23 protein-coding genes are annotated in these 24,463 nt (G+C 68.3%); 6 read left to right on the top strand and 17 right to left on the bottom strand.

Going from position 1 to position 24,463, the window contains the following annotated elements:
* Positions 1 to 66 precede the first annotated feature (66 nt).
* Positions 67 to 1,053 carry a magnesium/cobalt transporter CorA gene (gene corA / locus AC07O4_RS27220; protein WP_056584267.1) on the top strand — a complete coding sequence of 329 codons (987 nt, stop codon included), beginning with the start codon at positions 67 to 69 and terminating at the stop codon, positions 1,051 to 1,053.
* A 56-nt stretch (positions 1,054 to 1,109) separates the two neighbouring features.
* Positions 1,110 to 1,862 (top strand): YoaK family protein, encoded by a 753-nt coding sequence (locus AC07O4_RS27215; RefSeq protein WP_062481040.1) that lies wholly within the window; start codon positions 1,110 to 1,112, stop codon positions 1,860 to 1,862.
* A gap of 9 nt (positions 1,863 to 1,871) precedes the next feature.
* On the opposite strand, the gene AC07O4_RS27210 is transcribed toward AC07O4_RS27215, so the two are convergent.
* The 11 genes from AC07O4_RS27210 to AC07O4_RS27160 all read right to left on the bottom strand — a co-directional run bounded on the left by AC07O4_RS27210 (position 1,872) and on the right by AC07O4_RS27160 (position 13,514).
* Positions 1,872 to 2,612 (bottom strand): 5'-methylthioadenosine/adenosylhomocysteine nucleosidase, encoded by a 741-nt coding sequence (locus tag AC07O4_RS27210; RefSeq protein ID WP_495306153.1) that lies wholly within the window; start codon positions 2,610 to 2,612, stop codon positions 1,872 to 1,874.
* 36 nt (positions 2,613 to 2,648) lie between these two features.
* Complete coding sequence (locus AC07O4_RS27205) at positions 2,649 to 4,280, bottom strand: ABC transporter substrate-binding protein (protein ID WP_495306145.1); 1,632 nt, start codon at positions 4,278 to 4,280, stop codon at positions 2,649 to 2,651.
* Positions 4,281 to 4,327: 47 nt separating this feature from the next.
* On the bottom strand, positions 4,328 to 5,350 hold the full coding sequence (locus tag AC07O4_RS27200; protein ID WP_495306144.1) for a peptide ABC transporter ATP-binding protein: 1,023 nt from the start codon (positions 5,348 to 5,350) through the stop codon (positions 4,328 to 4,330).
* On the bottom strand, positions 5,347 to 6,372 hold the full coding sequence (locus AC07O4_RS27195) for an ABC transporter ATP-binding protein (protein ID WP_492733508.1): 1,026 nt from the start codon (positions 6,370 to 6,372) through the stop codon (positions 5,347 to 5,349). The genes AC07O4_RS27200 and AC07O4_RS27195 overlap by 4 nt, the downstream gene beginning before the upstream one ends.
* A gap of 17 nt (positions 6,373 to 6,389) precedes the next feature.
* On the bottom strand, positions 6,390 to 7,298 hold the full coding sequence (locus tag AC07O4_RS27190) for an ABC transporter permease subunit (RefSeq protein WP_095949747.1): 909 nt from the start codon (positions 7,296 to 7,298) through the stop codon (positions 6,390 to 6,392).
* Between the two features lie 4 nt (positions 7,299 to 7,302).
* Positions 7,303 to 8,307: an ABC transporter permease subunit gene (locus AC07O4_RS27185; RefSeq protein ID WP_095743299.1), complete on the bottom strand. Its 1,005-nt coding sequence runs from the start codon at positions 8,305 to 8,307 to the stop codon at positions 7,303 to 7,305.
* Positions 8,308 to 8,361: 54 nt separating this feature from the next.
* Complete coding sequence (locus AC07O4_RS27180; RefSeq protein ID WP_070063399.1) at positions 8,362 to 10,041, bottom strand: long-chain-fatty-acid--CoA ligase; 1,680 nt, start codon at positions 10,039 to 10,041, stop codon at positions 8,362 to 8,364.
* A 100-nt stretch (positions 10,042 to 10,141) separates the two neighbouring features.
* Positions 10,142 to 11,641: an NAD(P)(+) transhydrogenase (Re/Si-specific) subunit beta gene (locus AC07O4_RS27175; RefSeq protein WP_095949748.1), complete on the bottom strand. Its 1,500-nt coding sequence runs from the start codon at positions 11,639 to 11,641 to the stop codon at positions 10,142 to 10,144.
* On the bottom strand, positions 11,638 to 11,967 hold the full coding sequence (locus tag AC07O4_RS27170; RefSeq protein WP_062481510.1) for an NAD(P) transhydrogenase subunit alpha part 2: 330 nt from the start codon (positions 11,965 to 11,967) through the stop codon (positions 11,638 to 11,640). The genes AC07O4_RS27175 and AC07O4_RS27170 overlap by 4 nt, the downstream gene beginning before the upstream one ends.
* Before the next feature lie 37 nt (positions 11,968 to 12,004).
* Positions 12,005 to 12,367, bottom strand: coding sequence for an aspartate 1-decarboxylase (panD, locus tag AC07O4_RS27165; RefSeq protein ID WP_062481508.1), 363 nt, complete (start codon positions 12,365 to 12,367; stop codon positions 12,005 to 12,007).
* 16 nt (positions 12,368 to 12,383) lie between these two features.
* Positions 12,384 to 13,514 (bottom strand): Re/Si-specific NAD(P)(+) transhydrogenase subunit alpha, encoded by a 1,131-nt coding sequence (locus AC07O4_RS27160; RefSeq protein WP_139702225.1) that lies wholly within the window; start codon positions 13,512 to 13,514, stop codon positions 12,384 to 12,386.
* Positions 13,515 to 13,916: 402 nt separating this feature from the next.
* Here AC07O4_RS27160 and AC07O4_RS27155 point away from each other — a divergent pair, with 402 nt between their 5' ends.
* The 3 genes from AC07O4_RS27155 (at position 13,917) to AC07O4_RS27145 (ending at position 15,653) form a co-directional block, all read left to right on the top strand.
* The gene (locus AC07O4_RS27155; protein ID WP_062481504.1) at positions 13,917 to 14,639 is read left to right on the top strand and encodes a response regulator transcription factor; all 723 of its coding nucleotides are present in this window, start codon (positions 13,917 to 13,919) and stop codon (positions 14,637 to 14,639) included.
* Positions 14,640 to 14,722: 83 nt separating this feature from the next.
* Positions 14,723 to 15,151 (top strand): DUF4019 domain-containing protein, encoded by a 429-nt coding sequence (locus AC07O4_RS27150; protein ID WP_492698944.1) that lies wholly within the window; start codon positions 14,723 to 14,725, stop codon positions 15,149 to 15,151.
* Between the two features lie 28 nt (positions 15,152 to 15,179).
* On the top strand, positions 15,180 to 15,653 hold the full coding sequence (locus AC07O4_RS27145; protein ID WP_062481500.1) for an NUDIX hydrolase: 474 nt from the start codon (positions 15,180 to 15,182) through the stop codon (positions 15,651 to 15,653).
* 7 nt (positions 15,654 to 15,660) lie between these two features.
* On the opposite strand, the gene mnmA is transcribed toward AC07O4_RS27145, so the two are convergent.
* Entirely contained in the window at positions 15,661 to 16,761 is a 1,101-nt protein-coding gene (gene mnmA, locus AC07O4_RS27140) for a tRNA 2-thiouridine(34) synthase MnmA (protein WP_095949751.1), read from the bottom strand.
* A 145-nt stretch (positions 16,762 to 16,906) separates the two neighbouring features.
* On the opposite strand from mnmA, the gene AC07O4_RS27135 reads away from it, so the two are divergent.
* Positions 16,907 to 18,625 carry a long-chain-fatty-acid--CoA ligase gene (locus AC07O4_RS27135; RefSeq protein WP_495306143.1) on the top strand — a complete coding sequence of 573 codons (1,719 nt, stop codon included), beginning with the start codon at positions 16,907 to 16,909 and terminating at the stop codon, positions 18,623 to 18,625.
* Between the two features lie 3 nt (positions 18,626 to 18,628).
* On the opposite strand, the gene AC07O4_RS27130 is transcribed toward AC07O4_RS27135, so the two are convergent.
* From AC07O4_RS27130 to AC07O4_RS27110, 5 genes are read right to left on the bottom strand one after another with little or no spacing between them, the layout of a single operon-like run.
* Positions 18,629 to 19,621, bottom strand: a complete 993-nt coding sequence (locus tag AC07O4_RS27130) for an LLM class flavin-dependent oxidoreductase (protein WP_159273577.1) — start codon at positions 19,619 to 19,621, stop codon at positions 18,629 to 18,631.
* Positions 19,622 to 19,665: 44 nt separating this feature from the next.
* Positions 19,666 to 21,330 carry an FxLYD domain-containing protein gene (locus AC07O4_RS27125; protein WP_495306142.1) on the bottom strand — a complete coding sequence of 555 codons (1,665 nt, stop codon included), beginning with the start codon at positions 21,328 to 21,330 and terminating at the stop codon, positions 19,666 to 19,668.
* Between the two features lie 17 nt (positions 21,331 to 21,347).
* Entirely contained in the window at positions 21,348 to 21,953 is a 606-nt protein-coding gene (locus AC07O4_RS27120) for a hypothetical protein (protein ID WP_447740413.1), read from the bottom strand.
* Positions 21,954 to 21,969: 16 nt separating this feature from the next.
* A complete protein-coding gene (locus AC07O4_RS27115; protein ID WP_495306141.1) occupies positions 21,970 to 23,766 on the bottom strand; it encodes a VanW family protein in 1,797 nt (598 codons plus the stop codon).
* Positions 23,763 to 24,368 (bottom strand): DUF6891 domain-containing protein, encoded by a 606-nt coding sequence (locus tag AC07O4_RS27110; RefSeq protein WP_495269832.1) that lies wholly within the window; start codon positions 24,366 to 24,368, stop codon positions 23,763 to 23,765. Before AC07O4_RS27110 ends, AC07O4_RS27115 begins: the two co-directional genes overlap by 4 nt.
* Positions 24,369 to 24,463: the final 95 nt, after the last annotated feature.

Here is a 24,463-nt window from a genome sequence, read left to right as displayed (position 1 = left end):
CGGGTCCGCGGGAATTGAAAGCGCCCCGCCCTCGCCCATCGTTCAGTCATCCCCGGGAGTGAGCCCATGCTCAACATCTTTACGCTCGCCAACGGCCGCCTCGTCCAGGAAGAGATCGAGTCGCTCGAAGAGCTCTCCAAGTTCCAGCCGATCTGGGTCGACCTCGAGTCGCCCACGCTCGAGGAAAAGCGCTGGATCAAGCAGTACTACGGCCTCTCGATTCCCGAAGACGCGATGGACGAGGACATCGAGGAATCGGCCCGCTTCTACGAGGAAGACAACGGCGAACTGCACATCCGCTCCGACTTCTTGATCGACGACGACGAAGACCCGCGCACGGTGCGCGTCGCCTTCATCCTGAACCAGCACAACACCGACCTGCGCAGCCGCGGCGTGCTGTTCTCGATCCACGACGAAGACGTGCCCGTGTTCCGCCTGCTGCGCATGCGCGCACGCCGCGCGCCGGGGCTGATCGAAGACGCCAAGGAAGTGATGCTCAAGCTCTTCGACGCCGACGCCGAGTACTCGGCCGACACGCTGGAGAACATCTACGACGAGCTCGAGGTGGCGGGCAAGAAGGTGCTGTCGGGCAACGTCAGCGACGAGCTGGCCGGCGAGGTGCTCGGCGCCATCGCGCGGCAGGAAGACTTGAACGGCCGCATCCGCCGCAACGTGATGGACACGCGCCGCGCCGTGAGCTTCATGATGCGCAGCAAGATGCTCAACGCCGAGCAGTTCGAGGAGGCACGACAGATCCTGCGCGACATCGAGTCGCTGGACAACCACACGGCGTTCCTCTTCGACAAGATCAACTTCCTGATGGATGCGACCGTCGGTTTCATCAACATCAACCAGAACAAGACCATCAAGATCTTCTCGGTGGCCAGCGTCGCGCTGCTGCCGCCCACGCTGATCGCGAGCATCTACGGTATGAACTTCAAGTTCATGCCCGAGCTCGACTGGGCCATGGGCTACCCCTACGCCATCGCGCTGATGGCCGCGAGCGCGCTGGTGCCGATGTGGTACTTCCGCCGGCGCGGCTGGCTCAAGTAGCTCTTCACACTGGGTGCTAGAGTGGCTGTCGGCAGGCAGCTGACCTGGAGAGCCCCGTGCGCAGACTTCGTTTCCTCACCAACCGCCACCGCGCGCCGTCGACGAACACCGCGCTCGGACTGCTGCTGGCCTTCAACGCCGGCGCCATCAATGCGGGCGGCTTCCTCGTGCTGCACATGTACACCTCGCACATGACCGGCTTCGCCTCGCAGCTGGCGGACGGCATGGTGCTGGGCAACCTCACGCTGCTGCTGAACGCGCTGGGCGCGATCCTGGCGTTCGTGAGCGGCGCGGCGGTCTGCGCGGTGCTGGTGAACTGGGCGCGGCAGCACCGGCTGCATGGCGTATACGCGCTGCCGCTGCTGCTGGAGGCCGCGCTGATGTTCCCCTTCGGGCTCGCCGGCGCCATCACGCTGACCTGGGCCACGCCGTTCGCGGTGCCGCTCACGGTGCTGCTGCTGTCGTTCATCATGGGGCTGCAGAACGCCGTGGCGTCGAAGACCTCGGGCGGCAGCACGCGCACCACCCACATGACCGGCAACATCACCGACGTGGGGATCGAGCTGGGAAAGATGCTCTACTGGAACCGGCGCGCGCCGTCCACGCCGCTGCCGGTGCGCCACGACCGCAGCCGGCTGCGCCGCTGCGGCGGCCTGGTCGCCATGTTCGTGCTCGGCGGCGCCGTGGGCGCGCTGGGCTTCAAGCACGTGGGATTCATCTGCGTCGTGCCGCTGGCCGCGCTGCTGCTGGCGCTGTCGATCCCGCCGCTGCTGCGCGACCTGCCGCAGCTGCGCCGGCTCGCGCCGTAGGCAGGTTCTTCAGGCCGCGTCGCGCGGCAGGGAGGCGAGCCAGGCGTCGACGAGCGCGAGGCTGTAGCGGCTCGCCACCTCGGCCACGAAGCGCGTGAAGTCGCCGTGCGCGGCATCGTCGGCGCGGTCCGAGATGGTCCGCAGCGCCGCGAAGGGCACGCCGTAGTCGTGGCAAGCCTGCGCCATCGCAGCGCCTTCCATCTCGACGGCGAGTGCGTCGGGCAGCGAACGCTGCAGGGCCCCGCACTCCGCGGTGGTCGACACGAAGCGGTCGCCGCTGATCAGCAGGCCGCGATGCACCCTCGGTGCACGCAGATGGAATTCATCGACAGCCTTCTGCCCCACCAGGCCCACCGGATCGCGCAGCGTGCCCTCGGCCACCGCCGCCAGCGCATCGCCGATGGCCGCATCGGCCGCGAAGCGCGAACGCCCCATCAGCGGCACCTCGTATTTCGGAAAGATCGGCGAGGCGTCCATGTCGTGCTGCAGCAGCTCGGTCGCCACGACCACGTCGCCGACATTCACGCCCGGTGCCAGCCCGCCCGCCACGCCCGTGAACACGATCGCCCGCACGCCGAAGCGCTCGAGCAGCACCGTGGCCGTGACCGCCGCCGCGACCTTGCCGATGCGCGACAGCACCGCGACCACGGGCTGGCCCTGCAGGTGGCCGACCCAGAAGTCGCGGCCGGCCACGCGCACGCGCTGCTCGTCGGGCATGCGCGCGAGGAGCGCACTGAGCTCCTCGTGCATGGCCGCGACGATGGCGATGGGCGCAGCGACCACGGCTTACTTGATATCCACGCCGTAGAAGGTGTGGCGGCCGAACGGACTCAATTTGAAGTCGACCACTTCCTTGCGCACCGGCTTCAGCTGCACCGCGTGCGCGATGGTGAACCACGGCGCCTGCTCCTTGAAGATGACCTGCGCCTTCTTGTAGAGCGCGTCGCGCTCCGACTGCTTGGTCGCGCTCTTGGCCTTCACCACGAGGTCTTCATACGGCTGGTAGCAGAACTTCGAGATGTTGCTGCCGCTGGCCGACTTGGCCGAGGCGCAGCCCAGCAGCGTGTACATGAAGTTGTCCGGGTCGCCGTTGTCGCCGGTCCAGCCCAGCATGCCCATCTGGTGCTCGCCGGCCTGCAGGCGCTTGCGGTACTCGCCCCACTCGAAGCTCTTGATCTCGGCCTTGACGTTGATCTTGGCCAGGTCGGCCTGCATCAGCTCGGCGATGCGCTTGGCATTCGGGTTGTACGGGCGCTGCACCGGCATGGCCCACAGGTCGGTGCTGAAGCCGTCGGGGAAACCGGCCTGCGCCAGCAGCTTCTTGGCGGCCTCGGGGTCGTACGGGTCGTCCTTCACGGCATCGTTGTAGGACCACAGCGTGGGCGGGATCGGGTTCTTCGCGGCCACGCCGGTCGTGAGGTACACGCCGTCGATGATGGCCTTCTTGTTGATCGCCATGTTGATGGCCTTGCGCACGCGCACGTCGTCGAAGGGCTTCTTCGTCGTGTTGTACGAGAGGTAGCCCACGTTCAGGCCCGGCTGCTCCAGCACCTGCACGTTCGGGTCCTTGCGGATCGCATCGAGGTCGGCCGGGTTCGGGTACGGCATGACGTGGCACTCGCCCTTTTGCAGCTTGGCCCAGCGCACCGAGGCATCGGGCGTGATCGCAAACACGAGGTCGTCGATCTTGGCCTTGCCGCCCCAGTACTGCGGGAAGGCCTTGAAGCGGATGATCGCGTCCTTCTGGTACTGCACGAGGTAGAACGGCCCGGTGCCGACCGGGTCCTGATCGACCTTCTCGGGCGTGCCGGCCTTCAGCATCGCGATGGCGTATTCCTTCGACTGGATGCCCGCGTACTGCATCGCCAGGTTGGCCAGGAACGGCGCCTCGGCCTGGTTGAGCGTGATCTTCACCGTGTGGTCGTCGATGCGGTCCACTGACTTCAGCAGCTTGGGCATGCCCATGTCGTTGAAGTAGGAGTGGTTCTGGCTCGTGACCTTGAAGAAGGGGTCGCTCTCCTTCCATTGGCGCTCGAGCATGAAGATGAAGTCGTCGGCGTTGAAGTCGCGCGTGGGCTTGAAGCTCTTGCTCGTGGAGTGCCACTTCACGCCCTTGCGCAGGTGGAAGGTGTACACGGTGCCGTCGGCCGAGATGTCCCATTTTTCAGCGAGGCCCGGCATCACCTTGGTGCCGCCGCGCTCGAACTCGACGATGGTGTTGTAGACCTGCGTGGTCACGTCGAACGACGTGCCGGTGGTGTTCATGCCCGGATAGAAGTTTTCCGGGCTTCCTTCGGAGCAGTACACCAACGTCTTGGCTGACACGGCGCCGCAGGCCAGGGTAAGGGCCGTGAGCGCTGCCGGTGCCAGGAGCGCCAGCTTTTGTGAGCGGCGCGAAACGGAGGACTGGGTCTTCATGGGGACTCCTCGAGACAGGGTTGAAAAAATCGCCACTCCACTCTTCTTCAGGACGCGGCGAGCACGGGACCATCGGCGCGCACGGCCGGCGCGCCATCGAGAAACTGCTCGGCGTAGTGGCAGGCCACCAGCCGCTCGTCGAGCGCGCGCAGCGCGGGGCGCTCCTCGCGGCAGCGCGGCTGCACGTGCGGGCAGCGCGTGCTGAAGACGCAGCCCGAAGGCGGGTCCAGCGGCGACGGCAGCTCGCCCTTGAGCACGATGCGCTGGCTGCTCAGGCCCGGCGTCGAGGCCAGCAGCGCCTGCGTGTAGGGATGCAGCGGCCGCGCGAAGATGCGCGACTTGGGGCCCTGCTCCACCGCGTGGCCCAGGTACATCACGAGCACGTCGTGCGCGATGTGGCGCACCACGCCCAGGTCGTGCGAGATGAAGAGGTAGGCCAGGCCCAGCTCGGCCTGCAGGTCGGCCAGCAGGTTCAGCACCTGCGCCTGGATCGACACGTCGAGCGCCGACACCGGCTCGTCGGCCACCAGCAGGCGCGGCGACAGCATGAGCGCACGCGCGATGGCGATGCGCTGGCGCTGGCCGCCGGAGAACATGTGCGGGTAGCGGTTGGCGTATTCGGGGCGCAGGCCGACGCGGGCCAGCATCTCGCGCGCGCGCTCGGCGCGCTCCGGCTTGCTCAGCGTGGTGTTGATGGCCAGCGGGTCTTCGAGCACCGCCGAAATCTTCTTGCGCGGGTTGAGCGAGCCGTACGGGTTCTGGAACACCAGCTGCACCGCCTGGCGCAGCTCGCGCTTGCGTTCATGCGGCGGGCTCACGGCATCGGCGCCGATCAGCGTCAGCTGCCCGGCGGTGGGTTTCTCGATCAGCGCGACCATGCGCGCGAGCGTCGACTTGCCGCAGCCCGATTCGCCCACCACCGCGAGCGTGCGGCCGCGTTCGAGGCGGAACGAGATGTCGCCCACGGCGCGCAGCTGCGCCGGCGCGCGGAACAGCCCGCGCCGCACGGCGTAGGTGCGCTGCAGGTTGCGCGCTTCGGCGACGATCTCCGGCGGCGAGGCGTCGCTCATGGCAGCACCTCCGCGATGGCCGCGCGCGGCGGGTCGTGCGCGATGGCTTCGGCGCGACCCGGCTCGCCGAGCGGAAAGTGGCAGCGCACCTCGGCGCCCTGCCACGCACGCAGCGCCGGTCGCACCTGGCAGGCGCGCTCGGTGACGTAGCCACAGCGCGGCGCGAACAGGCAGCCCGCGGGCCGGTCGTGCACGCCGGGCACCACGCCGCTGATGGTGGCGAGCCGGCCCTCGGGCGCGGCGCGCTCGGGCAGCGCCGCGAGCAGCGCCTCGGTGTAGGGATGCTGCGGCGATGCGAACAGGCGGTCGACGCGCTGGTGCTCCATCACCTGCCCCGCGTACATCACGGCGATGCGCTGCGCCATCTCGCTGACCACGCCCATGTTGTGCGTGATGAGCACCAGCGCCATGCCGCGCTCCTTCTGCAGGTCGCGCAGCAGGTCGAGGATCTGCGCCTGGATGGTCACGTCGAGCGCGGTGGTCGGCTCGTCGGCGATCAACAGGCGCGGGTTGCAGGCGATGGCCATCGCGATCATCACGCGCTGGTTCATGCCGCCCGAGAGCTGGTGCGGATAGCTGCCCAGGCGCGACGAGGCGGCGGGGATGCCCACCTGCTCGAGCAGCTCGGTGGCGCGTTTCTTCGCTTCGCGCTTGTCGAGCTTCAGGTGCAGGCGCAGCGTCTCCATCAGCTGGAAACCGATGGTGAAGCAGGGGTTGAGGCTGGTGGTCGGCTCCTGGAAGATCATCGCGACCTCCTTGCCGACCAGCGTGCGGCGCGCCTTGTCGGAGATGCCGAGCAAGTCCTTGCCCGCAAAGCGCATGTGGTCCGCGCGCACGCGGCCCGGAAAGCCGACGAGTCCCATGAGCGCCATCATCGTGACGCTCTTGCCCGAGCCCGACTCGCCGACGATGCCGAGCACCTCGCCCTCTTCGAGCGTGAGGCTCACGCCGTCGACGGCGTGCAGCACGCCGCCCTGCGTGGGGAACTCGACGTGCAGGTCCTTGATGTCCAGCAAAGGCATCTGTGCTCTCCTTTGCTTCAGCGTTTGAGCTTCGGGTCGAGCGCATCGCGCAGCCCGTCGCCCAGCAGGTTGAAGGCCAGCACGGCCGCAAGGATGGCGAGCCCTGGAAAGGTCACGACCCACCACGCGCGCAGCACGAACTCGCGCGCGTCGGCCAGCATCGTTCCCCATTCAGGCGACGGCGGCTGTGCGCCCAAGCCGATGAAGCCGAGCGCCGCCGCGTCGAGGATGGCGGTCGAGACGCCCAGCGAGGCCTGCACGATCAGCGGCGCCGAACAGTTGGGCAGCACCTCGCGGAACATCAGGCGCAGCGTGCTGGCGCCGCTCACGCGCGCCGCGGTCACGTAGTCGCGCGAGACCTCGGCGATGACCGTGGCGCGCGTGATGCGCACGTAGTGCGGCAGCACCACGATGGCCACCGCGAGCATGGCGTTGACGAGCCCCGGCCCGAGGATCGCGACGATCACGATGGCCATCAGCAGGCTGGGCATCGTGAGGATGATGTCCATCATCCGCATGATCGCGATCTCCAGCGCGCCGCGGAAGAATCCGGCGACGAGCCCGAGCACCACGCCCACCACCACCGACAGCGCCACCACCGCGACGCCGATCGACAGCGACAGCCGCGCGCCGTGCATGAGCCGCGACAGGATGTCGCGCCCGATGGCGTCCGTGCCCAGCAGGTAGGTCCACGAGCCGCCCTCCTGCCAGGCCGGCGGCTTGAGGAACGCGGCGGCGTTCGTTTCGTTCGGCGCATGCGGCGCGATCCACGGCGCGAACAGCGCCACCAGCAGCAGCACCACGATGGTGACGAGGCCGATGACCGCGCCCCGGTTCGCCGAGAAGGCGGTCCAGAACTCGCGCCAGGGACCGGGAGGCGCCGAGGCCTGCGAGCCGGGGGGAACTGCGTGGGTGTTGCTCGTCATCGACTCAGTGCCTGATCCGCGGGTTGATGACGCCGTAGGCGATGTCCACCAGCAGGTTGAGCAGCATCACGATGCCGCCCAGCAGCAGCATGCCGCCCTGCAGCACCGGGTAGTCGCGCCGGCCGATGGCCTCGATGAGCCACTTGCCGACACCGGGCCACGAGAAGATGGTCTCGGTGAGGATCGCGCCGGTGAAGAGCACGCCGATCTGCAGGCCGATCACCGTGACGACCGGGATCAGCGCGTTGCGCAGCGCATGCAGGCCCACCACGCGAAAGCGCGACAGGCCCTTGGCGCGCGCGGTGCGGATGTAGTCCTCGCCCAGCACCTCGAGCATGGCCGAGCGCGTCATGCGCGCAATGACGGCCAGCGGCACGGTGCCCAGCACGATGGCCGGAAGAATGAGGTGGTGCAGCGCCGACCAGAAGGCCTCGGTCTCGCCGGCGCGCAGCGCGTCGATCAGCAGGAAGCCGGTCTGCGGCTCGACGAAGTACTGCACCGAGATGCGGCCCGACACCGGCGTCCATCCCAGCTGCACCGAGAAGAACAGGATGAGCAGCAGGCCCCACCAGAAGATCGGCATCGAGTAGCCGGTGAGCGACGTGGCCATCACGCCGTGGTCGAAGATGGAGTTGCGCCGCACCGCCGCGAGGATGCCGGCCGGCAGCCCGAGCAGCAGCGCGAAGAGAATCGCGCACACGCCGAGCTCGACGGTGGCCGGAAAGAGCGCGAGGAACTCGCTCATCACCGTGTCCTGCGTGATGAGCGACTTGCCCAGGTCGCCCTGCAGCACGCGGCCAATGTAGATGCCGTATTGCACGAGCAGGGGCTTGTCCAGGCCCATGGCGGTGCGCAGCTCGGCATGGCGCGCGGGGTCGATCCCGCGCTCGCCGGCCATCGTCTCGATGGGGTCACCCGGCACCAGCCGGATGAGAAAGAAGGCCAGCAGCGTCATGCCGATGAAGGTCGGCACGAGCAAGCCTAGGCGGACATAGATGAATCTGAGCATCGACCCGCGAATATGCAAGATCGATGCCCCGGCCCCACCCGGGCGGAACCCTTACTACTTCTTGCTATCCCGCAGTTCGCGCCGCAGGATCTTGCCCACCGGGGTCTTGGGCATGTCGGTGCGGAACTCGATCACGCGCGGCTGCTTGTAGCCCGTGAGGTTGGCGCGGCAGTACTCGCGCACCTGCGCTTCGGTGAGCGACTCGTCCTTCTTGACGATGACGAGCTTCACGGCCTCGCCGGTCTTGTCGTCGGGCACGCCCACCGCAGCGCATTCGAGCACGCCGGGCAGCATCGCCACCACGTCCTCGATCTCGTTCGGGTACACGTTGAAGCCCGACACCAGGATCATGTCCTTCTTGCGGTCGACCACCTTGAAGTAGCCGCGCTCGTCGACCACGCCGATGTCGCCGCTCTTGAAGTAGCCGTCGGGCGTCATGACCTTGGCGGTCTCGTCGGGGCGCTGCCAGTAGCCGGCCATGACCTGCGGGCCCTTGATGGCGATCTCGCCGCGCTCGCCGGTGGGCACTTCGTTGCCGTCGTCGTCCAGCAGCTTGAGCCAGGTGCTCGGCAGCGGCAGGCCGATGGTGCCGGTGTAGGCCGTGCTGTTGGTCGGGTTGCAGGTGGTCGAGGGCGAGGTTTCCGAGAGGCCGTAGCCTTCGCAGATGGGGCAGCCGGTTTTCTCGAGCCAGAGCTTGGCCACCGCGGCCTGCACCGCCATGCCGCCGCCGACCGAGACCTTCAGGTTCTTCCAGTTGACGGTGTTGAAGTCGGGGTGGTTCGCCAGCCCGTTGAACAGCGTGTTGACGGCCGGGAAGCTGTGGATGGTGTGCTTGGACAGTTCCTTGAGCACGCCGGGAATGTCGCGCGGGTTCGGGATCAGGATCAGCTTGCCGCCCGTGCGCATGCTCAGCATCATGCCGACCGTGAACGCGAAGATGTGATACAGCGGCAGCGCGCACACGCTGGTGGGCTGCTCGTTGGCCGGCACCTTGGCCATAACGGGCTCGTTCCAGGCTTCGGACTGCAGCACGTTGGCGATCACGTTGCGATGCAGCAGCACCGCGCCCTTGGACACGCCGGTGGTGCCACCGGTGTACTGCAGCACGGCCACGTCGTCGGGGCCGGTGGCCACGGGCTTGAGCGAACCGCCCGCGCCCTTGTCGAGCGCGTCGTTGAAGCGCACCGCGCCCGGCAGGCTGAAGTGCGGCACCAGCTTCTTGACGTTGCGCACCACGTAGTTGACCAGCGCGCCCTTCAGGAAGCCGAGCCGGTCGCCCATGGAGGCCAGCACGATGTGCTTGATCGGCGTGCTCGCGATGCACTGCTGCAGCGTGGTGCCGAAGTTCTCCATGATGACGATCGCCTTGGCGCCCGAGTCCTTGAGCTGGTGCTCGAGTTCGCGCGGCGTGTACAGCGGGTTCACGTTCACCAGGATCAGGCCGGCACGCAGGATGGCCGCCACCGCGATCGGGTACTGCGGGCAGTTGGGCATCATCGCGGCGACGCGGTCGCCCTTCACGAGGCCCAGGCCCTGCAGGTAGGCCGCGAAGGCCTTGCTGAGCTTGTCGGTCTCGCCGTAGCTCACGTCCTTGCCCATGAAGCTGTAGGCCGTGCGGTCGGCGTACTTGGTGAAGCTCTCCTCCATGAGCGCCACCAGCGACGGGTAGTGCGACGCGTCGATGTCGGCGGGCACGCCTTGCGGGTAGCTGCTGAGCCAGGGGCGTTCGGTCATGGATGTGTCTCCTCGGAGTCGGATGAGTTTTTAAAAACGAAAACGGCGCACGTGAGGCGCCGCGACGATCAGGCCCGCATCGCGGGCACGGACCTTCGGCCTATTCGATGGCCTTGCCCATATCTTCCACTACTTTTTTCGCATCGCCAAAGACCATCATGGTCTTGTCCATGTAGAAGAGCTCGTTGTCCAGGCCCGCGTAACCGGCGGCCATGGAGCGCTTGTTCACGATGACGGTCTTGGCCTTGTAGGCTTCCAGGATCGGCATGCCGTAGATCGGCGTGCCCTTGGTGAGCGCGGCCGGATTCACCACGTCGTTGGCACCCAGGATGATCGCCACGTCGGCCTGCGCGAACTCGCCATTGATGTCCTCCATCTCGAACACCTGGTCGTAGGGCACCTCGGCCTCGGCCAGCAGCACGTTCATGTGGCCCGGCATGCGGCCGGCCACGGGGTGGATGGCGTACTTCACCTTGACGCCCTTGTGCGTGAGCTTCTCGGCCAGTTCGTTCACGGCGTGCTGGGCGCGCGCCACGGCCAGGCCGTAGCCCGGCACGATGATCACCGTCTCGGCGTTGGACAGCATGTAGGCCGCGTCGTCGGCGCTGCCGCTCTTCACGGGGCGCTGTTCCTTCGCGCCATCGGTGGCGGTGGTTGCCTCGCCGCCGAAGCCGCCCAGGATCACGTTGAAGAACGAGCGGTTCATGGCCTTGCACATGATGTAGCTCAGGATCGCACCCGAAGAGCCCACCAGCGAACCGGCCACGATCAGCATCGCGTTGTTCAGGCTGAAGCCGATGCCGGCCGCCGCCCAGCCCGAGTAGCTGTTGAGCATCGACACCACCACCGGCATGTCGGCGCCGCCGATCGGGATGATGATGAGCACGCCCATCACGAAGGCCAGCGCCAGCATCGCGAAGAACGCCGGCCAGCTTTCGGTGGCCACGAACACCAGGCCCAGGGCGATGGTCGCCAGGCCCAGCACCAGGTTCAGCATGTGCTGGCCCGAGAACTGCACCGGCGCGCCCTGGAACAGACGGAACTTGTACTTGCCCGAGAGCTTGCCGAAGGCGATGACCGAGCCGCTGAAGGTGATGGCGCCGATGGCCGCACCCAGGAACAGCTCGAGCCGGTTGCCGTAGGGAATGGCATGACGCACGAAGCCCTCGAAGAGGACCGCGCCATCGGGCGTGCGCGCACCGACGACCGCCGCCACGGGCGCAGCGGTGATGCCGAAGGCCCAGGGCTCGGCCACCGCGGCCACGCCGATGAACACCGCGGCCAGGCCGATCATGCTGTGCATGAAGGCGACCAGCTCGGGCATCTTGGTCATCTCGACCTTGTTGGCCATGAACGCGCCCAGGCCGCCACCGACCACGACGGCGGCCAGCACCCAGGCGATGCCGGTGGTGAAGTCGACGTTGAGGGCGCGCGCCTGTCCGTGGACGAGTGCGATGGTGGTCAGCACGGCGATCGCCATGCCGGTCATGCCGAAGATGTTGCCGCGGATCGAGGTGGTGGGATGGGACAGGCCCTTCAGGGCCTGGATGAAGCAGACGCTGGCAACGAGGTACAGCAGCGTGACGAGGTTCATGCTCACTTGGCGGCTCCCTCTGCAGCCTTCGGGGCGGCCTTCTTGTCCTTCTTCTTGAACATCTCGAGCATCCGGCGCGTGACCAGGAAGCCGCCGAAGACGTTCACCGCGGCCAGCGCCACGGCGAGCACGCCCATGGTCTTGCCCAGCGGCGTGGTGGTGAGCGCGGCGGCCAGCATGGCGCCCACGATCACGATGGCCGAGATGGCGTTGGTCACCGCCATGAGCGGCGTGTGCAGCGCGGGCGTGACGGTCCAGACCACGTGGTAGCCGACGTAGATGGCCAGCACGAAGATGGTCAGGTTGATGACGGTGTGCGAAACGATTTCCATGGTGTTGTGTTCTCCTCGTTCGGTCTTTCGTGCCCTGTCAGAGCTTCTTGACTTCGTTGATGCGGTTGGCATCGCCAAGCAGCACCACCTTGGGCTTGTAGTCGGCGGCTTCGGCCTCGGTCATGGGGGCGTAGGTGCAGATGATGAGCAGGTCGCCCACATGCGCCTTGCGCGCCGCCGCGCCGTTGAGCGAGATGGCGCCCGAACCGCGCGCCGCCTTGATGATGTAGGTCGAGAAGCGCTCGCCGTTGTTGACGTTGTACAGCTCGATCTTTTCGTACTCGCGCATGTCGGCCGCGTCGAGCAGGTCCTCGTCGATGCCGCACGAGCCTTCGTAGTGCAGGTCGGCTTCGGTCACGGTGGCGCGATGCAGCTTCGCGCGGAGCATGGTGCGGTTCATGGAAGGCAGCCTGCTCTTACTTGCGCGTGACCTGGCCGTCCTGCGTGACGCGGCAGGCAGCGACGATGTCGTCCTCGAGGTCGATCTTGAGCGCGCCTTCCTTCGTGACGACGAGCTTGAGGAAGTCGAGCACGTTGCGCGCATAGAGCGCCGACGCGTCGGCGGCCACCAGCGCCGCGAGGTTGGTCTCGCCGACGATGGTCACGCCATGCTTGACCACGGTCTTGTCGGCCTCCGACAGCGGGCAGTTGCCGCCGATGCCGTCGGCGCCCTTGCCGGCCGCGATGTCGACGATCACCGAGCCCGGCTTCATCGACTTGACCATGTCCTCGGTGACGAGGGTGGGCGCGGCGCGGCCCGGGATGAGCGCGGTGCTGATGACCACGTCGGCCAGCGCGACGCGCTTGGCGACCTCGGCCTGCTGGCGCGTGAGCCAGCTGGCGGGCATCGGGCGGGCGTAGCCGCCGACGCCTTCGGCCGCGTCTTTCTCTTCCTGCGTCTCGTAAGGCACGTCGATGAACTTGCCGCCCAGCGACTCGATCTGTTCCTTGACGCTCGGACGCACGTCCGAGGCCTCGATCACGGCGCCCAGGCGCTTGGCCGTGGCAATGGCCTGCAGGCCGGCCACGCCGACGCCCAGGATGACGACGCGCGCGGCCTTCACGGTGCCGGCGGCGGTCATCAGCATGGGGAAGAAGCGCTGGTACCTGTCGGCCGCGATCATCACGGCCTTGTAGCCGGCGATGTTGGCCTGCGAGCTGAGCACATCCATGCTCTGGGCGCGCGTGGTGCGCGGCGCGGCTTCGAGCGCGAAGCCCGTGACGCCCGCGGCGGCCAGGCGCTGCAGGCCGGCCGCGTCGAAAGGATTGAGCATGCCGATGACGACCGCGCCGGCCTTCAGCTGCGCCGCCTCGGCGTCGCTGGGCGTGCGCACCTTGAGCACCATGTCGGCGGAGAGCGCCCCGGCCGCATCGGTGATCTCGGCGCCTGCCGTCTGGTACGCCGCGTCGGTGACGCTGGCTGCAATGCCGGCACCGGCCTGCACACGCACGGTATGCCCGGAGGCCACCAGTTTCTTCACCGTTTCGGGTGTAACGGCCACTCGGGTTTCGCCAGCCGCTGTCTCGGCAGGCACGCCTATCAACATAGAGTTCTCCTCAGGGGGAAGGGGCAGCACGGATTGCGGGCAGAGCTTACAGCAAGATTACAAGCGCACCTGTCGCCAGAATGCCGCGTTCTTTTTGCTGCTCAACGCCCGCAGGCACTGCACATGTAGCTATTTAATTGATAGCAAATTGGCGGCCGGTCCGACCCCGGGGGAAACACGGGTGACCGCCGCAGAAGCGCTTGTGGCGCCTTCGCTCGCTCTGGTTCTAGATTGCAATCAACTAACACCAATTGGATTCAATTAGCAATTGAACCACATACATAAAATCAATTTGCGTGAATTAATAGCAATTCACAGCAATGATTTCAGACGCAGATAGATACACTTCGATTCATATTGCGGACACATAGAGGTCCACACAGGGCGGAACAAGGGAATGGAATGCGCATTGCAGTACTCGACACCGAGCCGGACCAACTCCGGTTGATCAACCAATCCATGGCGAGCCTCGGTCACGAGTGCCACACGTACGCCGCCGGCAAGGCGCTGCTGCACGCCATGCGCCGCGAGACCTTCGACCTGCTGGTCCTCGACTGGCGCCTGCCGGACATGAACGGCCCGGACGTCGTCAAGACGATCCGGCAGGACTACAAGAGCCGCATGCCGATCCTGTTCGTGACCGAGCACCACGACGACAGCGACATGGTCGAAGGCCTCAATGTCGGTGCCGACGACTTCATGGCCAAGCCGCTGCGCCCGATCGAGTTCGAAGCCCGCATCAATGCGCTGCTGCGCCGCGCCTACCCCTCGCGCAACGAACCCGAAATGGTGTTCGGCCCGTACCACTTCTTTCCGCCCTCGCGCACCATCCGGGTCCACGGCGAGCTGGTCGAACTGAAGAACCGCGAATACGAACTCGCGCTCTTCCTGTTCCAGAACCTGGGGCGCCTGCTCTCGCGCGAGCATCTGCACGAGGCGGTCTGGGGGCTGGGGGTCGAGGCGCTGTCGCGTTCGCTCGACACCCACGTGTCGCGCCTGCGCACCAAGCTCGAGTTGCGTCCGTCGAACGGCTTCCTGCTGCTGGCGGTGTACGGCCTGGGCTACCGGCTGGAAACCATCGAGGTCGACACACGGCCCGCCGCTGCAGCTTCCAACGCTCGCTGAGCGCACGCCCCGGCAGGCCGGGCGGGGAACCCCTCCTCCCCGTCGGCCTCCAACTTGTTCCGTCCGAACAAGTGCCCTTCCCCATGCCCCGGCTCCTCCTGGCCGCGCTGCTCCTGCTGTGCAGCGGTCTGTTCCCCGCCCTCGCTGAAGACGTCGAGGCCAGCGACATGGTGCGCGGCGGCCTGCAGGCGATCCAGATGATCGACCGCGACCAGGCCGGCGAGCTGTGGGACGGCGCCACGCCCGCCACCCGCAAGCGCATCACCCGCACCGACTTCGCCAGCAAGGTGGCCAAGAGCCGCGCCCCGCTCGGCGGGCCGCAGCAGCGCACCTGGGTGGCCGTGCACCGGCAGGTCGTGACCGACCCGGACGCCGATGCGGCCGGCCAGTACGTCAGCGTCGAGTACGAGACCCGCTTCGGCAACACGCCCGAGCGCACGTTGCGCGAACGGGTGAGCTTCCGGCTCGACGCCGACCGCATCTGGCGCTTCAGCGGCTATGTCGTGCGATAGCCGAGATGCCGATAGACTCGCGCCCACAATGCCCACACGCTGGAAACCCAATGTCACCGTGGCCGCGGTGATCGAGCAAGACGGCCGCTTCCTGCTCGTCGAAGAGCAGACCGACGACGGCCTGAAGCTCAACAACCCCGCCGGCCACCTCGACCCCGGCGAGTCGCCCGAGGACGGCTGCATCCGCGAAACGCTCGAGGAAACGGCCCACGCCTTCACGCCGACCGCGCTGCTCGGCGTGTACATGGCGCGCTCGGCCGAGCAACCCGACGTGACCTACATGCGCTTTGCCTTCACCGGCGAACTGGGCGCGCGCGAGGAAGGTCGTGCGCTCGACGAAGGCATCGTGCGCACGCTGTGGATGAGCGTGGACGAGATCCGCGCCAGCGTGGCGCGCCATCGCAGCCCGCTGCTGCTGCGCTGCGTCGAGGACTACCTCGCCGGCAAGCGCCACCCGCTCGCGCTGATCCACACCGAAGACAGCGTGCGGCAGCCCCGCTGAGGCCTGTTCAGACGATGACGCCGCCCCCGAGGCAGCGTTCGCCGTCGTACAGCACGGCCGACTGCCCCGGCGTGACCGCCCATTGCGGCGCACCGAAGCGCAGGCTGAAGGCGCCGTTGGCACCCTCGCCCAGTTCGCAGGCCGCATCGGCCTGCCGGTAGCGCGCCTTCGAACCGTAGGCGCCCGCGGTGGGCGCCTCGCCGGCGACCCAGCTCGCGTCGTCGGCCTTCAGTTCGGACGACAGCAGCCACGGATGGTCGTGCCCCTGCACCACCCACAGCGTGTTCTTCTCGACGTCCTTGCGCGCGACGAACCAGGGCGAATGGTCGCCCGCGCCGCGCTGTGCGCCCTTCTCCTTCACGCCGCCGATGCCCAGCCCCTGGCGCTGGCCCAGCGTGTAGAAGCTCAGGCCCTGGTGCTCGCCGAGCTTGCGGCCGCGGTCGTCCTTGATCGGGCCCGGCTCCTTGGAGATGTAGCGGTTCAGGAAGTCGCGGAACGGCCGCTCGCCGATGAAGCAGATGCCGGTCGAGTCCTTCTTCTTCGCGTTGGGCAGGCCGATTTCTTCCGCGATGCGGCGCACCTCGGTCTTGTGCAGCTCGCCGACCGGGAACAGCGTCTTCGACAGCTGCGCCTGGTTCAGGCGGTGCAGGAAGTAGCTCTGGTCCTTCGAGTTGTCGAGCCCCTTGAGCAGTTCGTGCCGGCCCGTGGCCTCGTTCAGGCGCACGCGCGCATAGTGGCCGGTGGCGATCTTCTCGGCGCCCAGCCGCATGGCGTGGTCGAGAAAGGCCTTGAACTTGATCTCGGCGTTGCACAGCACGTCGGGATTGGGCGTGCGGCCGGCCTTGTACTCGCGCAGGAACTCGGCGAAGACGCGGTCCTTGTAGTCGGCGGCGAAGTTGACGTGCTCGATCTCGATGCCCAGCACGTCGGCCACGCTGGCGGCGTCGATGAAGTCGATGTTCGACGAGCAGTATTCGCTGTCGTCGTCGTCTTCCCAGTTCTTCATGAAGATGCCGACCACCTCGTGCCCCTGCTGCTTGAGCAGGTGCGCGGTGACCGCGGAGTCCACCCCGCCGCTCAGCCCGACCACGATCCGTTGTTTTGCCATAAGCCCGCCATTGTCCCAGCCCGGCGACAGGGGCATCCGGCGTGTGGGAAATCGGGAAAACCCGTGTCGCCGGCTTGTCAGCCGCCACTCCACGATGCGAAAGGCCGGCGCTACAGTGCCCCGAAACACAGCGGAGACAACACGCATGGCGACCCCTTCCCTCTCTGGCGACCCCACCCCCTGGACGCGCAACTACCCGCCCGGCATGCGCTGGGACGCCGACCTGCCGGTCAAGCCTGTGCAGCAGATGCTCGACGAAGCGGTCGCGCGCTGGCCCGGCCATTCGGCCGTGGAGTTCATGGGCCAGGTCCTCACCTACGCCCAGCTCGGCGCGGCGGTCGACCGCGCCGCCAAGGGCCTGCAGGACCTGGGCGTGAAGCCGGGCGTGCATGTCGGCCTCTACCTGCCGAACACGCCGCACTACCCCATCGCATTCTTCGCCGTGCTCAAGGCCGGCGGCACGGTGGTGAACTACTCGCCGCTGGACGCCGAGCGCGTGCTGGCCCACAAGATCGAGGACAGCCGCACCGACATCCTCGTCACGCTTGACCTCGTGAACCTCTACCCGCTGATGGCGCGCCTGCTCGACAGCTCGCGCCTGAAGACGCTGGTGGTCGGCAGCCTCGGCGACTACGGCGCGGCGGGCGACAAGGTGCAGGCGCAGCTGCAGGCCGCCGGCCAGATCGCACCGGTGCCCACCGACGACCGCCACGTGCGCTTCACCGATCTGCTCCAGAGCGAAGGCACGCACCAGACCTACCCGCTGGGCGACCTCGCCGAAGAGATCGTCGTGCTGCAGTACACCGGCGGCACCACCGGCCTGCCCAAGGGCGCGATGCTCACGCACGCCAACCTCACGTCGGCCTCGGCGCAGTACTACGAGTCGACGCGCGGCGAGCCGCCGATCCTCGACGAAGGCAAGGAGCGTTTCCTGGTCGTGCTGCCGCTGTTCCACATCTTCGCGCTCAGCGCCGCGATGCTGCTGGGCGTGCGCCTGGGCGCGGCGCTGGTGCTGCACACGCGCTTCGATGTCGACGCGGTGATGAACGAACTCGCGGCCAGCAAGATCAGCGTGTTCCCCGGCGTGCCGACCATGTACACCGCCATCCTTTCGCACCCCAAGGCCAAAGAGATGGACCTGCGCTCGCTGAAGTTCTGCGGCTCGGGCGGCGCGCCGCTGCCGGTGGAAGTGGAACAACGCTTCTTCGAACTCACCGGCTGCCACCTCAACGAAGGCTGGGGAATGACCGAGACCTCGCCCGTGGGCACCTTCACGCCCGCGCGCGGCGTGCGCAAGGCCGGCTCGTGCGGCATGCCGCTGCCGCGCGTGCGCATCAAGCTCGTGAGCCTGGACGATCCGACGAAAGACGTGACCGCGTTCGGCGAGCCCGGCGAGCTGTGCGTGCAGGGCCCGAACGTCATGAAGGGCTACTGGAACAACCCAAAGGCCACCGCCGAATCAATGACGGCCGACGGCTATTTCCGCAGCGGCGACGTCGCGAAGATGGATGCCGACGGCTACCTGTACATCGTCGACCGCACCAAGGACATGCTGCTGTGTGGCGGCTACAACGTGTACCCGCGCGTGCTCGAGGAGGCGGTGTACGAACACCCGTCGGTGGCCGAGGTCTGCGTGATCGGCGTGCCCGACGAGTACCGCGGCCAGTCGCCGAAGGCCTTCGTGAAACTGAAGGACGGCGCGGACGAACTCACGCTCGACGCGCTCAAAAGCTTCCTGAAGAACCGCCTAGGCAAGCACGAGATGATCGGCGCGCTCGAAATCCGCGCCGAGTTGCCCAAGACCGCCGTGGGCAAGCTCTCGAAGAAGGACCTCGTGGACGAGGAAGCCCGCAAGCGGGCCTAGGCTTTACGGCTTCTTCTGGCCGAAGGCCTCGGCCAGCAGCTCGTACGAGCGCAGCCGGGCCGCGTGGTCGAACACCTGCGAGGTGATCATGAGTTCGTCGGCGCCGGTGCGCGCCACGAACGCTTCCACGCCCTGCTTCACGGTCTCGACCGAACCCACCGCGGAGCACGACAGCACCGAGTCGAGCAGCGCGTTCTCGGCCGGGCCGACCTTCTGGCGGTAGTTCTCCACCGGAGGCGGCAGGCGTCCCGGGCGGCCGCTGCGCAGGTTCACGAAGGCCTGCTGCCACGAGGTGGCGCGGAACTCGGCCTCGGCGTCGGTGTCGGCCGCGAACACGTTGAAGCCCAGCATCACGTAGGGCTTGCTCAGCTGCGCCGAGGGCTTGAAGGTCTCGCGGTAGATCTGGATGGCCTGCATGATCTGCTGCGGCGCGAAGTGCGAGGCAAAGGCATACGGCAGGCCCAGGTGCGCCGCCAGCTGCGCGCCGAAGGTGCTCGAGCCCAGGATCCACACCGGCACCTCGAGCCCCGCGCCGGGCACGGCGCGCACGGCCTGCTGCGGGTTCTTCGACATGAAGTCCATGAGCTCCATCACGTCCTGCGGGAACTGGTCGGCGTCCGACTCCAGGTTGCGCCGCAGGGCGCGCGCGGTGCGCTGGTCGGAGCCGGGCGCGCGGCCCAGGCCCAGATCGATGCGCCCCGGGTACAGCGACTCCAGCGTACCGAACTGCTCGGCGATCACCAGCGGCGAGTGGTTGGGCAGCATCACGCCGCCGGCGCCGATGCGGATGGTGGAGGTGCCCGCGCCCACGTGCGACAGCAGCACGGCCGTGGCCGCGCTCGCGATGCCCGGCATGCCGTGGTGCTCGGCCAGCCAGTAGCGCGTGTAGCCCAGCTTCTCGCCGTGCTGCGCCAGCGACAGCGAGTTGCGGAACGACTGCGCGGCATCGCTGCCTTCGGTGATCGGGGAAAGGTCGAGGATCGAAAGCGGAATCATGGCGCGATCATGGCGCGAACCGCCCGATGCCGTCACGCGCGGGGCTATTCGGTTTGGTATAGCGTCGCGACGCTCGCGAAATCGCGCCCGTGCTGCGTCACGTGGACCTGGAAGGGCACGCTCTCGCCCGGCGCGATGGCCGGCAGGTTCTCGATCAGCTTGAAGCCGGTCAGCTGGTCGTTGCGGTCGCGCAGGCTGACCCACAGCCGCACCTTGGCCGCGATGGCCGTGCCGGGGTTCTTCACCGTGCCCGTGACCTCCACGCTCTTGTAGGTGAAGCGCTGGCTGAAGTTGAGCAGCACGCTGCCGGTGCCGGCCTGGGTGCCCGTCACCTGCACCTCCAGCGGCTTGCGCGGGCCGGGCAGCGCGGCGCGGCGCATCGGCTTCCACTCGGCGCGGGTCTGCGTGATGCGGTCCACGGCCTTGGGCTCCAGCAGGATCGGAAAGCGCTCGCCCGGGTACAGGGAGGCCAGCGCATCGAGGCGCGTGGTGCCGTCGGCCGTGCTGCCGCCGAAGCGCGAGATCACGGCGCCGGGCGCAATGACGATGGCGTCGGCGCTGCGGTTCACCAGCTCGGTCATGAACAGCGGCCGCTGGATCGTGCTGCGCCCCGCCACCAGCGGCAGCAGTTCGAGCTGCCGCGGGTCGAAGCGCTCGCTGTCGTCGGCCAGCAGGTCTTCGGTGCCCAGCCGCAGGTCGGGGTGGAAGGCCTCCGGCGCGCCGGTCGTGCGGATCACGCGGTCGACGCTCAGCACCGTGGTGCGCGCGCCCGAGGGCGTGACGGTGCGGTAGCCGATGCGGTAGTCCCAGGCCGCGATGGCGGCGCCGCGGCCGAAGCGGCTGAGATCGACATCGATCGCCGTGCGTGCGCCGGGCGCCAGCTCGGACCCCGGCGCATGGCCGCGCCCGACGCCGATCACCTGGCCCGCGTCGTCGTACAGCGTGACCAGCGCCTCGATGCTGCCGAACGCCGGCGCACCCGCGGCGCCCGCATGCACGAGGCGCCCGACCAGGCGCACGCGCTCGCCCTGCTGCACCAGCCGCACGCGCGAGAACGCCAGGCGCGGCCCTTCGGCAGCGCTGCGGGGTTCGGACAGCTTCTCGACCGTCACGTCCTGCCGCGTGACGTTCTGGCCCGAGGGCAGGTCGACCAGCACGGGCGCGGACTCGCCGGGCATCAGCACATCGATCGGCAGGGATTCGCTGCGCTCGTTCAGCCGCGTGTCGCCGTCGTGGAACACCACCTTCAGGCTGGGCCGCTCGAGCGGCCGGCCGGTCTCGTTGCGCGCCAGCACCAACAGCTTCGGCCGCTCGCCGACCAGCACCTGGCGCGGCTCGGAGAGCTTCAGGCCGTCGGTCGCGATGGTGCGATCGACGATCGCGCGCGCCACCGAAGGCGTATCGCTGCGTTGGCCCGAACCGAACAGCAGCATCGCGACCTGGACGGCCACCGCCACGCCGAGAAAGCCGATCACGACGAAGCCGACCGTGCGCAGCATCTGCTTCTGGCGCAGCGCCTGTTCGGCCGCGATCTGCTGGCCGGCGTGGTGCTTGACCTGCTGCAGCACGCGCTCGAGGCGGTCGGACACGTCGTCTTCCACCAGCGACATCGAGCCGCAGTGCGAACAGGTGTATTCGTTCAGGCCGGTGCGGCGCAGCGCGCTGCTGCCGCACTCGCCGCATTTGAGGGTCTGCAGGTCGATGCTCATGTCTTTTCTTTTGTCCCTTACCAGCCGAACACGTCGACGATGCCTTCGGCCGCCGCGGCGCTCCCCAGCAGCGGCACGAGGCGCTCGACCAGGCGCGCGCGGTGCACCGGGTCGACCTCGCAGTCGTCCTCGTCGGTGAAGATGGCGTCGCCCGCTTCGTCCCACACCTGGCCGATGGTGCCCAGGCAGGCGGCCATCTCGAAGATGTCGGCAAAGAGCGGTTCGTCTTCCTCCCAGGCGCCCGTGCCGTGCATCGCGAACTGGATCGCGCCGGTGCGCAGGTCGAAGATGAACGGATCGGCGCCCTGGTCGGCCACCACCAGCCAATGGTCGGGCCAGTCGGCAATGCGCTCGCCGGTGATGCCGTGCCAGCGGTAGCCGGCCTGCAACTGCCACAGGCGCGAGAGCGCGGGAATGCTGAACGGGTTGCCGGTGGTCGGCACCGTGAGGCCCGCGTAGCCCACGCGCTCGTTGACCCACTCGCCGAGCGGGCCGACCTGTTCGTAGAAGGTGGCGAGGGCGGCGGGCAGCGCCAGCTCGCCGTGCCAGTGCTCGGCGGCGGATTGCGGCGCCAGCGCGCCATGGGAAGCCAGGGCCGCGCGGGCCTGTTCGATCGATGCCACGGGGGTTGTTCTCCGTTCAGGTCAGGCGGACGGCCTGCTGCAAGGCGGTGCGCAGTGCGTCGATGTCGCCGGGTGCGACCTCGTGCACACCTGGCACACCGGCCAGGCCGCAGGCCGTCGATGCCACCACGGGCACGCCGGCCGCCACGGCGCGCAGCAATGCGCGCGGGGCGTGCTCGACGTGCGCGGGCAGCACGACAACGCTCGCACCGGCCAGCCAGTCGCCTTGCCAGTTCATGTGTTGAATGTGTTCGATGCCCTGCCAGAGCCGCGCGTCGTCCGAGGGTGCGCCCAGCACGCGCAGGCGGCACGGCCAGCCTTGCAGCGCGGCAGCAAGTTCACGCGCGCCCTTGCGCGCCAGTGCGCTGGCGGCGAACACGACGAGCGGTGGTTCTTCGCGCTTGCTGTGCGCGACCTTCATCTGCGGCAACGCCCAGTCGAGCCGCTGCAGCGTGGCCTGCGGCGCGTACGTCGCCATGGCCTGTGCCACCCCTGCATGCGGCGTGACGACGACCGCCGCACGCGCGAGCGCCAGGGCCTCGTCGCGCACCAGCGATGCATCGGCGCGGAAGTCGCGCAAGGTGGCGTCGCCGGGCCAGCGCTGCGATGCGGCATCGAGCTTCTTTTCAATGTCGGCCATCGGCAAGGCACTGGCCAGCGCGGTGAGGCGGCGCCCGTCGAGCGCACCGAGGCGCTGCAGGTGCGGCAGCAGCGACTGCTCGACCACCAGGTGCGTGTGCGCAGGCGCCAGCCGCGCGGCAAAGGTCTGCGCGAGCCAGCGCTGGCCGTCGATCAGGCTGGCCTGGCGCCGACCCGCCTGCCGCGCCCAGAGCCGCTGCCAGACGGCGCGGCGCAGGCTCGCGGCCCACGCTGTGGTCACCGCTGCGTTCGTCGCAGGCTCGCGATGCCAACCAACGGAAGGCACGCGCCAGAACGCGAGCCGCAGCGGCACGGGCTGCATGCGCTGCGCCTGCGAATGCGCCTCGCGCAGGTGGCGTGCGAACTCCGGCGTCCAGCCATCGACGAGCACGGCGGTGCGCCCTTCGGCGCCGACATCGACCGGCGGACGGTGGCGAAAGCACGCCGTCTGGTCGCAGCTCAGGCAGCCGCGCGCCAGCGGCAACGCGGTGGGTACGTCGTCGTTCGTGCGCCGCAGCATGACGGGCTCGACCGGCACCGCCAGCGGCGTGCGCGCGCGGATGCGCACCACGAGCTCGGTGTCGGTCAGCGCCACTTCGAGCCGCCAGGCGTGCCGGGCGCGCAGCTTGACGTCGACGTAGTTCCAGAACACCGTCGCATCGACGGCGTCGCTGTCCGGCGTGTCGGCCTGCTCGATGCGTGCCGTGTGGCCGTGGCGCTCGACCAGCTCGAAGCCCGCGCGCACGGCCACCGTGGCCAGTGCGTTCGACAGCTGGCACAGCCCGCCGGCCAGCGTCGGCACCACGCAACCGCCGCGCACCTCGCGCCCGACCACGAAGCCGCGCCCGGCACCCGGTCGCCCCAGCTGGCGCCAGAAGCTCAGCACCTCGCCGGCCGGCACCTCGATGGCGTCGAAGGCCGGCCGCGCCACGCGCAGGTTGTGCACCTTGCCGGCGACCAGCGGGAATTCGTCGGCCCGGCCGTCGGACCACAGGGGGGTTCGGTATTGCGCGAGCACCGGCGCATCGGCCAGTGCGTGCGCGCCGCCGGGCCAGCGCCGGGCCGAGGGCCGCAGGGTTTCGCGCAGGGCGTGGGCCGTGGCGAGCAGCCGCGAGCGCAGCCAGAAGTCGATCGCGTCGATGCGGCGCGGCGGCTGCCAGGCCTGCGCACTCACGCGGCGGGGCCTCGCTTGCGCCATTGGCCGAGGTCGGCTTCGATGCGCTCGTTGATGTTGCCGCTCCATTGCGCGCCGAAGCCGGCGTCGCGCAGCAGCTCGACGATGCGGCGACCGACCACGACGGTGTTGGCTTCGCGCTGCGCGATCTCGGGGATCATGCCGCCGCTGAAGGCGAGGAACAGGCGGCCGGAGCGCACGGCGCCGTCCAGGTCCTGTGCGTGATAGAAGCAGCAGCCGCGGATGCCGGACTCGAGCCGGCCCGCCGCACGCCACTGCTCGCGCACGTCATCGTGCCCGTCGGACAGCGTGTTGCCGGCGCGGTGCAGGGCGATGATCTTTTCGCTGCGCAGCTGCGCGAACACCGCCTCGAGCCGGTCGTACTCGGTCTGCGCGGGCCACTGCGCCTCGGCGGCGCGCTTGGCGGCGCAGGCGCGCGTGGTTTCGGCCTTGATCCAGGCGCGGTCCTCGGGCGTGAGCTCATCCGGATCGAGGTACTCGTCGGTGATCATCCAGCCGATGTCGGCATCGGCATGGAAGCCGCTCCACACCAGGTCGTGGATGCGTCCGCGCGTGTCTTCGGGGTCGAGAGTGAGGGCCATGCGTAGTGGGTCGTCGCTTGGTCGGCGACGGATGTGCTTTCATTTTTTCGCGGTCGGAACGACGCTCGATTCTCGCGTGTCCGCACCACGGCGAT

Source organism: Variovorax sp. GW821-FHT09D04, assembly GCF_059416405.1.
The sequence above is the reverse complement of the archived record's forward strand: the minus strand, read 5'-3'. Positions and strand labels throughout refer to the sequence as shown.

Excerpts from the sequence above, each read along its gene's own strand:
- corA (WP_056584267.1), top strand. The coding sequence starts at position 67 with ATGCTCAACATCTTTACGCTCGCCAACGGCCGCCTCGTCCAGGAAGAG.
- AC07O4_RS27210 (WP_495306153.1), bottom strand. The coding sequence starts at position 2,612 with ATGCACGAGGAGCTCAGTGCGCTCCTCGCGCGCATGCCCGACGAGCAG.
- AC07O4_RS27205 (WP_495306145.1), bottom strand. The coding sequence starts at position 4,280 with ATGAAGACCCAGTCCTCCGTTTCGCGCCGCTCACAAAAGCTGGCGCTC.
- AC07O4_RS27200 (WP_495306144.1), bottom strand. The coding sequence starts at position 5,350 with ATGAGCGACGCCTCGCCGCCGGAGATCGTCGCCGAAGCGCGCAACCTG.
- AC07O4_RS27195 (WP_492733508.1), bottom strand. The coding sequence starts at position 6,372 with ATGCCTTTGCTGGACATCAAGGACCTGCACGTCGAGTTCCCCACGCAG.
- AC07O4_RS27190 (WP_095949747.1), bottom strand. The coding sequence starts at position 7,298 with ATGACGAGCAACACCCACGCAGTTCCCCCCGGCTCGCAGGCCTCGGCG.
- AC07O4_RS27185 (WP_095743299.1), bottom strand. The coding sequence starts at position 8,307 with ATGCTCAGATTCATCTATGTCCGCCTAGGCTTGCTCGTGCCGACCTTC.
- AC07O4_RS27180 (WP_070063399.1), bottom strand. The coding sequence starts at position 10,041 with ATGACCGAACGCCCCTGGCTCAGCAGCTACCCGCAAGGCGTGCCCGCC.
- AC07O4_RS27170 (WP_062481510.1), bottom strand. The coding sequence starts at position 11,967 with ATGGAAATCGTTTCGCACACCGTCATCAACCTGACCATCTTCGTGCTG.
- panD (WP_062481508.1), bottom strand. The coding sequence starts at position 12,367 with ATGAACCGCACCATGCTCCGCGCGAAGCTGCATCGCGCCACCGTGACC.
- AC07O4_RS27160 (WP_139702225.1), bottom strand. The coding sequence starts at position 13,514 with ATGTTGATAGGCGTGCCTGCCGAGACAGCGGCTGGCGAAACCCGAGTG.
- AC07O4_RS27155 (WP_062481504.1), top strand. The coding sequence starts at position 13,917 with ATGCGCATTGCAGTACTCGACACCGAGCCGGACCAACTCCGGTTGATC.
- AC07O4_RS27150 (WP_492698944.1), top strand. The coding sequence starts at position 14,723 with ATGCCCCGGCTCCTCCTGGCCGCGCTGCTCCTGCTGTGCAGCGGTCTG.
- AC07O4_RS27145 (WP_062481500.1), top strand. The coding sequence starts at position 15,180 with ATGCCCACACGCTGGAAACCCAATGTCACCGTGGCCGCGGTGATCGAG.
- mnmA (WP_095949751.1), bottom strand. The coding sequence starts at position 16,761 with ATGGCAAAACAACGGATCGTGGTCGGGCTGAGCGGCGGGGTGGACTCC.
- AC07O4_RS27135 (WP_495306143.1), top strand. The coding sequence starts at position 16,907 with ATGGCGACCCCTTCCCTCTCTGGCGACCCCACCCCCTGGACGCGCAAC.
- AC07O4_RS27130 (WP_159273577.1), bottom strand. The coding sequence starts at position 19,621 with ATGATTCCGCTTTCGATCCTCGACCTTTCCCCGATCACCGAAGGCAGC.
- AC07O4_RS27125 (WP_495306142.1), bottom strand. The coding sequence starts at position 21,330 with ATGAGCATCGACCTGCAGACCCTCAAATGCGGCGAGTGCGGCAGCAGC.
- AC07O4_RS27110 (WP_495269832.1), bottom strand. The coding sequence starts at position 24,368 with ATGGCCCTCACTCTCGACCCCGAAGACACGCGCGGACGCATCCACGAC.